Source organism: Cellulomonas pasadenensis (genome assembly GCF_047229365.1).
Taxonomy (GTDB): domain Bacteria; phylum Actinomycetota; class Actinomycetes; order Actinomycetales; family Cellulomonadaceae; genus Cellulomonas.
Map to the genome: position 1 here is coordinate 1 of NZ_JBFTEP010000149.1, position 8,418 is coordinate 8,418.

Consider the following 8,418-nt stretch of genomic DNA (forward strand, 5'->3'; position numbering starts at 1 on the left):
GCGCGGCGGGGCGGACGGCCGCAGCCGCCCGCCCCGCCGACGTCGTCGTGCTCACGCGTCCCGCCGGCGCAGCAGGACGACGGCGACCGCGACGGCGCCGAGGGCCCAGGCGAGCATGACGCCGTAGCCCGTCCACGGCGGGAGGTCGCTGGTGATCGACGTGATGACGGACCCGTAGGCGTCGTTCGTGACGAGGCGGGCGCCGGCGCTCGTCGGCAGGTACGCGGCCGCCTGCTGCAGCGGCTCCCACGGGATGATCCCGAGGCCGTTCTCGACCACGAGCATGAGGCCGAGGACGACCGTGATGCCCGCGGCGCTGCTGCGCACGAGCGCGCCGATGCCGAACGCGAGCCCTGCCGCGGCGGCGAGGAAGAGCGGGGTCCCGGCGAGGATGCGCACCTCCTCGGCGTTGCCGAGGTCGACCGGCATGCCGCCGTCGGCGAGGGACGGCGCGGCGGCGGCCCAGCCGGCGCCCGCCATGACGACGCCCGCCACCAGCGCCGCGGCGACGGTGACGACGAGCTTGGCGAGCAGCGCGGGGACGCGGGTCGGTGCGGCGGCGAGCGTCGAGCGGATCTGCCCCGTCCCGTACTCGCCGGCGATGCTGAGGACGCCGAACGTGCAGAACGCGAGCATCGCCAGCGGGATGCCGGCGACCGCGTAGGCCGAGCCGAGCCGCTCGGGGTCGGGGTACTCGCGGGCGACGGCGCTGACGCTCGACGACTGCATCGCGGCGAACCCGACGCCGAGGAGGACGCCGACGCCCAGCGTCCACCACGTCGAGCGCAGGGAGCGGAGCTTGATCCACTCGGACACGAGCAGCCGGCGGAACGTCACGGGGTGGACGGTGACGCGGCTGCGCGTCGGGCTGCCGGCGGTGGTGGTGAGCGTGGTCATCGGCGGCCTCCTGCGGCGGCGTGGGGCGTGGTGGAGCGGTACTCGACCGCGTCGGCGGTCAGCTGCATGTAGGCGTCCTCGAGCGACGTCTCGACGGGGGCGAGCCCGTGGAGGACGAGCCCGGCGGCGGCGGCGACGGCCGCGATGGCCGGGGGCGTGCTGCCCGTGACCTCGAGCAGGTCGTGCTCGAGGGACGTCACCTCGACGCCCGGGTCGCGCACCAGCACCGCGGCGAGCTGCGGCGCGGACGGCGTGCGCACCTGCACGGCGCTCGACTGCGCACGGGCGACGATCTCGCCGACCGGCGCGTCGGCGATGACGCGGCCGCGCCCGACCACGACCAGGTGGTCCGCGGTCAGCGCCATCTCGCTCATGAGGTGCGAGGACAGGAACACCGTGCGGCCCTCGGCGGCGAGCCCGCGCAGCAGGTGGCGCACCCACAGCACCCCCTCGGGGTCGAGGCCGTTGACCGGCTCGTCGAGGATGAGCGTCTGCGGGTCGCCGAGCAGCGCGGCGGCGATGCCGAGGCGCTGGCCCATGCCGAGCGAGAACGTGCCGGCACGCCTGCGCGCGACCGACGCGAGACCGGTCATCTCGACGACCTCGTCCACGCGGCGGCGGCTGATGCCGTGCGTCGCCGCCTGCGCCAGCAGGTGGTCGCGGGCCGAGCGGCCCGTGTGGACGGCCTTCGCGTCGAGCAGCGCGCCGACCTCGCCGAGGGGCGCTCGGTGCTCGGCGTACCGCCTGCCGTTGACGGTGACGGCGCCGCTCGTCGGCCGGTCGAGGCCCATGATCATGCGCATCGTCGTCGACTTGCCGGCGCCGTTGGGTCCGAGGAATCCCGTCACCCTGCCCGGCCGGACCGTGAAGGTCATGCCCTCGACGGCCGTCGTGTCGCCGTACCGCTTCGTGAGCCCCGTGGCCTCGATCATGCGTCCTCCTCGTTCGGTGTGCCTCGAACGTAGGAGCGGGCGGTGGGCGGCCGGGACGCCCGTGCGGACCACATCGGCGGCGCGGCGCGGTACGCCGTGAGGATGACCTCGTCATCCGTCGGGCCACCGGGTGGAAGCGCGCCGAGAGGTCGAGTTCTCACCCGCGCGTGCCGATGGGAGGTGTACGCAGCGCCGTCCCCGCCCGCTCCTCACAGCGAGCAGGACGGCACCGGGAGGGGGAGCCATGGCCGTGACGACCGTCGCAGGGGAGCTGTGGGACGGGCCGGCGTCCGCACCCCGTTCGACGTCCGTGCCGGTGCCGGTCGCCCCGCGCGTGCCCGTGCCGTGCGCCGCCCGCCCCGGGACGACGCTGTGGCACCTGGACGGCCCGTGCCGCTGCTTCGTCGGCGGGCCGGCGCCCGAGTTCGCGCCGAGCACGGCGCGCGCCTGAGGGTCAGGCGCTCGCGCCGTCCGGGGCCTCGGCCGCGTCGGCGGGTGCGCCCGCGGGCGTCCCGGCGGCGTGCCGCGCGGCCGTCGCCGTGACGGTGGCGAGCAGACGTGCCAGCGTCGCCATGTCGTCCGCCCCGAGGCCGAACGCGGCGCCGATGCGCGTGGGGACGTCGCGCGCCTGCGCGCGCAGCGCGACGCCGGCGTCGGTGAGGGAGATCGTCACGGACCGCTCGTCGTCGGCGCGGCGGCGGCGCTCGACGAGCCCGCGCTGCTCGAGCCGCTTGAGCAGCGGCGACACCGTCCCGTAGTCGAGCCGGAGCCGCTCGACGACCTGGCGCACGGGCTGCTCGCCGCCGGTCCACAGCACCACGAGCACGAGGTACTGCGGGTAGGTGAGGCCGAGCGGGTCGAGCGCCTGCCGGTACACCGACGTCATGGCGCGCGACGCGGAGTACAGGTCGAAGCACAGCATCGTCTCCAGGGCGATGCCGTCCGTTCCCGCCGTCGTCGGCTCGGAGTTCATGCACCCATCCTACGCTCGCTGTTGACGCCCGCAATTAAGTTGTGCACGATGTACTTGTGCCCGCCGGACAAGGCGGGGCGACGCCGGGCCAGCGGCCCGCGAGCAGAGGGAGCAGGGACATGCCGTACATCACCAGCACCGTCACCGACCAGCCCGTCGAGCTCTACTACGAGGACCACGGCGCGGGGCAGCCCGTCCTGCTCATCCACGGCTACCCGCTCGACGGGCACTCGTGGGAGAAGCAGACCGTCGCGCTCCTCGACGCCGGCTACCGCGTCATCACCTACGACCGCCGCGGGTTCGGCCGCTCCACCAAGGCGACGCAGGGCTACGACTACGACACGTTCGCCGGTGACCTGAGCACGGTCCTCGAGACGCTCGACCTGCGCGACGTCGTGCTCGTCGGCTTCTCGATGGGCACGGGCGAGGTCGGCCGCTACCTCGGCGCGTACGGCTCCGACCGCGTCGCGAAGGCGGCGTTCCTCGCGTCGCTCGAGCCGTTCCTGCTGCAGACCGACGACAACCCGGCGGGCGTCCCGCAGACCGTCTTCGACGGCATCGCCACGGCGGCCCGCGAGGACCGCTACGCCTGGTACGACCAGTTCTTCGCCGACTTCTTCAACACGGACGAGCTCCTCGGCAACCGCCTGAGCGAGGCCGCGCTGCGCGCGAGCTGGAACACGGCCGTCGGCTCCGCGCCGTGGGCGGCCTGGGCCGTCGTCCCGACGTGGCTGACCGACTTCCGCGCCGACGTCGCGAAGGTCGACGTGCCCACGCTGATCCTGCACGGCACCGGCGACCGCATCCTCCCGGTCGACTCCACCGCGCGGCCGTTCCACGCGCTGCTCCCCGACGCGACCTACGTCGAGATCGAGGGCGCGCCGCACGGCCTGCTCTGGACGCACGGCGCCGAGGTCAACGAGGCGCTGCTCGCGTTCCTCGCGGCCTGATACCTCCGCGCACGACGACGCCCGCACCGGTCCGGCCGGTGCGGGCGCCGTCGTGGTGGGCACTCGTTGTTGCTCGGTCGGCGTAGCCGTCTGGACGGACGTGGCCGAGCCCCTGCCGGACGCTTCGTCACCATCGGGTGCGTTCCCGTGCGTCCGCGTGGCAGGCGGAGCTGGGTCCAGCGGCGTGGCGTACCTGTCGACCGCGGACCTCAGGGGTATCACGATGCTGCGATGAGGAGGTGCCGTGCTCGGGTTCAAGCACTCTCTGCTGGCGTACCTCGCCTACGACTGGTCGACCAGCTTCACGCTGGGTCGACTGATCGCGTGGTGGCCCGCCGAGGTGCGCCGTCGCGAGACGCCCTCGCTCGTGGCGTGCCTGCGTGAGCTCGAGATCGCCGGCCTCACCGAGACCTACGTGCCGCGAGAGGGGCGCTTCCTGCGATACCACGGCGGAGCCCTCCTCTCGTTCGCGGAGACCGATGACGACGAGCTGGCCCGACTGCTCGACGACGGTGTTCCGCCCGTTCTGCTCGTGGCGACCCCCATCGGCCAGAATCAGGTCGACCTAGCCATGAGCTCCCCGGACGACCGGCGGAACGCGGCCGCGTACCCGGATCCTGAGTACGCGCCCGAGGCCTTATGGGGTGACGCCTCGCTCTGGCCGAACCGGCTGGCGCGCGATATCGGCCACCGGTTGCGCACGGTGGCATCGTCCGGTGGCGACGCCCTCGACCTGGCCGCGATCCACGAGCTGTACGTCTCGTACACGCGCAAGGCCTACCCGGAGGATCCCGACTTCCTTGGTGAATTGACGTACTTCGACATCCTGGCCGGCCTGCTCTGGGTAGGGGACGACGCCGGCGTGAGCGCGTGGCTACGAGCGGTGCAGGCACGAGGCATGGCCGTGCATGTCGCGAGTGGCACCGACTGGGCTATCGACACCATAGGACTTCCGGAGATGTTCGATCCGGTGTCGGCGTGAGCCCGACTTGCGATCGAGAACTACCGAGACAGGAATGGGCTGATCCTGGAACAGGGACCGCGCGTGCTCGCGAACGAGATCAGTCGCGCAATGGCGTGCGCCAGATGAGCAAGGTCTGAGATGCATAGCTGTTCGACGGGCGCAGAACGCAATGATCGGTCGGCGTCGGCGTGCAGTGACCAGGGCTAGGGTGCTGAACGCGAGGTAGGAGATCGCGATCAAGGGGTGCCGATGGTAGGTCCGGTGAGCACCACGGGTTCGGGTCGAAGCGGCGATGGGCGAGGCGGGTCGGCGTGTTCGGCGTGAGCGAGGGGTCCATACCTGCGCTTGATATGACCTTCGACGTCGTACTAGTCGATCGGCCCGTCGACTCGTCCGACATGGAGCAGTTGGATGGATGCGATGGTGTCTCCCTGTCCGCGAACGCGTGGCGGAACGGCAGTCTGGACTGGCTAGCTGATGTGCGACCACGGTTTCTCACGCTCGAGAGCGGACATGGGCCTATGGTTCCGCCGCTACCGGAGCGGGCTCTGCGCGGTCTGCAGCGGTTGGACGTGTACTCGAGCGTTCGTCTCGCAGAGCCGATCAAGACGGATCTCCTACCGGCGCTCGTCGACCTGACAGTGCACCTGCGCCACCTGGACGGCCCTCTCCGGGCAATCTCGGGACTCATGGCCGTCTCGCTCGACGGGGTCCCGGCTGGTGACCTGAGCCTGCTGGCCGGCCTCGGTGTGCTGCGGACTGCGGACATGACCGTGGACTCACGTGCGAAGGATCCCGTGATCTTCCCCGAGTGCTTCCCGCCGCTCGCCCAGTTGCGCTCGCTGCAGATCAACGGCGGCTTCGTCACATCGCTCGACGGACTGGCCGACATGCCTCAACTCGAGCGTGTCCGTGTGATCCCGCGTGCGCGGTCGGCACGCCGGGACATGCGCCTCGACCTTGCCCCTCTGCGCGGGCACGATCGCCTGGTCTGGCTCGTGATCGACGATCACGGGCCGCCAGTTTCCCTTGAGGTCCTCGACGAACTGCCGTCCATCGAGCGAGTGCTCATCGACGCCGTCGACCGTCGATGGGACAGGTGACGCGCACGGACGCCGATCTAGCGCGTTCTCATCCTCTGCATGCCTAGCGACGGCCGCAATGACACGTTGAGGTTCATGCTCAGGTCGAGAAGGCTCGAGCTGCGCGTCAGTCGCCTAGCGCGTCAGCGCCCATCTCGTCCCCGTACCGCGCCCACAGCCTCGGTAACCGGACGGGCAAACGAAGCGACTTGTTCTTCGGTGATCGGTCTCAAGTCAGGTCCGGGGTCGCGCTCGTCGCCGGGCTCGGCGCCACCGTCGCCGAGGACCTCCCGGCGACGTAGGACCACTCCGCAGCGTCCTCGAGCTGGTCCTCAAGGTCTTCGACGCAGGCCAGACGGTCCGGGTCAGCCAACACGACCTCGTACGTCGAGGAGCCCTGGCTGACCAGCCAGGTGCACAGGTCGAGGAACCCGTCGTCACCGGCGCCGCCGGGGATCAGTTGCGCCGCAGCCGAGAGGTCGGAGGCTGCCGCGCGCGCGGCGAACCTCTGAGCGTGCCAGTAGATCTCTCGCACGGTGCCGGTCCGAAACGGCACAAGACGCTCGCGCAGGGCGTCCGCAGGCGATACGTCGTGCGCACGTGCGTAGTCGGCCGTGGCGTCGACTCGCACCCAGAACTCCTCAACCCTCACGACCGAGAAATTGCGTAAAGATGTACGTCGGTGTGGCATGAAAACCCACCGCTCGGCGGGGTGTCCTTCCGCTTCCGTTGCGACAGCCGTGACCTGTGCCGCCATGTCCGGTCGAACGACCGGTAGGCCCTCGCCACTCGCGGAGCCCCACGAGCGAACCCGACTCCGGCCCACGAGTGAGCCACTCGCTAGCCGACCGCACCCATGATCTGCCTTAAGACGCACCTACGGGTGCGTGCTTCGCCCGCTGCTGGTCGTCTCGGAACGCTCGGTCACCTGACGGGGCCCCGACGTTGTCGAGCACGCGCCCCAGCGCCGGGATCGGCGCGGGTACGTAGTCGCGCGCGAAGCCCACGCCTGGTGCGCGTCGTCGACGGCTCGCGCGAGGTCGCCCGGTGTTGCCGAGGTGTGCTCGCGAGTTCGATCCACGGCGCGATTCGTGAGTCGCGCGTCGCGTTGATGACCCGCTGGGGTGGCTGCGGAGGACTGCCGGCCGCCGGCTCAGCGCAGCAGCGCGCCCGCGCGCCCGTACTGCTCCGGCACGGCCGGCTCGACGCCCAGCTCGACGGCCGCGCGCAGCGGCCAGTACGGGTCCGCGAGCAGCGGACGGGCGAGGGCGACCGCGTCGGCGGAGCCGTCCGCGAGGAGCGCCTCGGCCTGCACGGCGTCGGTGATCATGCCGACGGCGACCGTCGGCACGCCGGCCTCCGCGCGGATCCGCGCCGCGAACGGCACCTGGTAGCCCGGGCCGGTGGGGATGCGCACCGACGGCAGGTTGCCGCCCGTCGACACGTGCACCATGTCGACGCCCAGCGGGGCGAGGTCGGCGGCGAGCCGCACGGTGTCGTCGGCCGTCCAGCCGGCGGGCTCGACCCAGTCGGTCGCGGAGACGCGCACCAGCAGGACGACGTCCTCGCCGACCGCCGCGCGCACGGCCGTGACCACCTCGCGCACGAGGCGGGTGCGGTTCTCGAACGAGCCGCCGTACGCGTCCTCGCGGCGGTTGCTGTCGGGGGAGAGGAACTGGTGCAGCAGGTAGCCGTGCGCGGCGTGCACCTCGACCACGTCGTACCCGGCGTCGACCGCGCGGACGGCGGCGTCGGCGAACGCCCGCACGACGTCGCCGATCTCGTCCGTGGTGAGCGCGCGGGGCGCGGGGGACTCCGCCGAGAACGGGACGGCGCTCGGGCCGACCGTCTCCCAGCCGCCCTCGTCGGCGCCCAGCGGCGCGCCGCCGCGCCAGGGGGCGTCCGTGCTCGCCTTGCGTCCCGCGTGCGCGAGCTGCAGGCCGGCCTTCGCGCCCTGCGCGTGCGCGAGCGCGGTGAGGCGCCGGTGCCCCTCGGTCTGCGCCTCGTCCCACAGCCCGAGGTCGAACGGCGTGATGCGGCCCTCGGGCGTCACGGCCGTCGCCTCGGTGATGACGAGCGCCGCCCCGCCGACGGCCCGCGAGCCGTAGTGCTGCACGTGCCAGTCGTGCGGGACGCCCGCCGCGGGCCCGGTCGGCTCGGCCGAGTACTGGCACATCGGCGCCATCCAGACGCGGTGCGGGAACGTGACGCCGCGCAGCGTGAGCGGCGTGAACAGGGCGGGCGTGGTCATCGGGGTCCTTCCGGGCTGGGCAGGCGGCGCGTGAGCGACCGCCTCGGTGGTCAACCGCCGGGTGGGCGCCGCTCTTCCGCCCGGACGGGCCGAGCGGGTGACGTGTGACGCGACGCACGCCCCGATCGGGGGACGTCCCTCGTCCGGCGGCCGGTGCGCGCCGATGACGCCCGTGCGGCGCACGCGTGCGCGCCGCCCGCCCGGCACGCCGGCGGTCACGAGAGAACGAGGCCCCCGGTGCGACCTGCCCGCCCCACCACCGTCGCCGGCCCCGGCCGGGCCCGCCGCGGGCGCTTATACAAAAATACGACCCCACGCGACTCGTACACCGCACGCGGTTGGGGGGGGGTGCGGGGAGGGGAGGGAGGG

At 72.5% G+C, this 8,418-nt stretch carries 9 protein-coding genes; 4 read left to right on the forward strand and 5 right to left on the reverse strand.

Annotated elements, in window-relative coordinates; genetic code table 11:
• Nucleotides 1–51 precede the first annotated feature (51 nt).
• Nucleotides 52–897, reverse strand: a complete 846-nt coding sequence (locus AB6N23_RS15835; protein ID WP_412866958.1) for an ABC transporter permease subunit — start codon at nt 895–897, stop codon at nt 52–54.
• Nucleotides 894–1,829, reverse strand: coding sequence for an ABC transporter ATP-binding protein (locus AB6N23_RS15840; protein WP_412866959.1), 936 nt, complete (start codon nt 1,827–1,829; stop codon nt 894–896). The genes AB6N23_RS15835 and AB6N23_RS15840 overlap by 4 nt, the downstream gene beginning before the upstream one ends.
• Before the next feature lie 250 nt (nt 1,830–2,079).
• Between AB6N23_RS15840 and AB6N23_RS15845 the strand changes: the two genes are divergently transcribed.
• A complete protein-coding gene (locus AB6N23_RS15845; protein WP_412866960.1) occupies nt 2,080–2,280 on the forward strand; it encodes a hypothetical protein in 201 nt (66 codons plus the stop codon).
• Between the two features lie 3 nt (nt 2,281–2,283).
• On the opposite strand, the gene AB6N23_RS15850 is transcribed toward AB6N23_RS15845, so the two are convergent.
• Nucleotides 2,284–2,802, reverse strand: coding sequence for a MarR family winged helix-turn-helix transcriptional regulator (locus AB6N23_RS15850; protein ID WP_412866961.1), 519 nt, complete (start codon nt 2,800–2,802; stop codon nt 2,284–2,286).
• Between the two features lie 119 nt (nt 2,803–2,921).
• Between AB6N23_RS15850 and AB6N23_RS15855 the strand changes: the two genes are divergently transcribed.
• The 3 genes from AB6N23_RS15855 to AB6N23_RS15865 all read left to right on the forward strand — a co-directional run bounded on the left by AB6N23_RS15855 (nt 2,922) and on the right by AB6N23_RS15865 (nt 5,819).
• Nucleotides 2,922–3,752: an alpha/beta fold hydrolase gene (locus tag AB6N23_RS15855; RefSeq protein ID WP_412866962.1), complete on the forward strand. Its 831-nt coding sequence runs from the start codon at nt 2,922–2,924 to the stop codon at nt 3,750–3,752.
• Nucleotides 3,753–3,996: 244 nt separating this feature from the next.
• A complete protein-coding gene (locus AB6N23_RS15860) occupies nt 3,997–4,734 on the forward strand; it encodes a hypothetical protein (RefSeq protein WP_412866963.1) in 738 nt (245 codons plus the stop codon).
• A 332-nt stretch (nt 4,735–5,066) separates the two neighbouring features.
• The gene (locus AB6N23_RS15865) at nt 5,067–5,819 is read left to right on the forward strand and encodes a hypothetical protein (RefSeq protein WP_412866964.1); all 753 of its coding nucleotides are present in this window, start codon (nt 5,067–5,069) and stop codon (nt 5,817–5,819) included.
• A gap of 208 nt (nt 5,820–6,027) precedes the next feature.
• On the opposite strand, the gene AB6N23_RS15870 is transcribed toward AB6N23_RS15865, so the two are convergent.
• Together AB6N23_RS15870 and AB6N23_RS15875 are read right to left on the reverse strand one after the other, a co-directional pair.
• A complete protein-coding gene (locus AB6N23_RS15870; protein WP_412866965.1) occupies nt 6,028–6,555 on the reverse strand; it encodes a DUF4240 domain-containing protein in 528 nt (175 codons plus the stop codon).
• Between the two features lie 396 nt (nt 6,556–6,951).
• Complete coding sequence (locus AB6N23_RS15875; protein WP_412866966.1) at nt 6,952–8,049, reverse strand: NADH:flavin oxidoreductase/NADH oxidase; 1,098 nt, start codon at nt 8,047–8,049, stop codon at nt 6,952–6,954.
• Between the last annotated feature and the right edge of the window lie 369 nt (nt 8,050–8,418).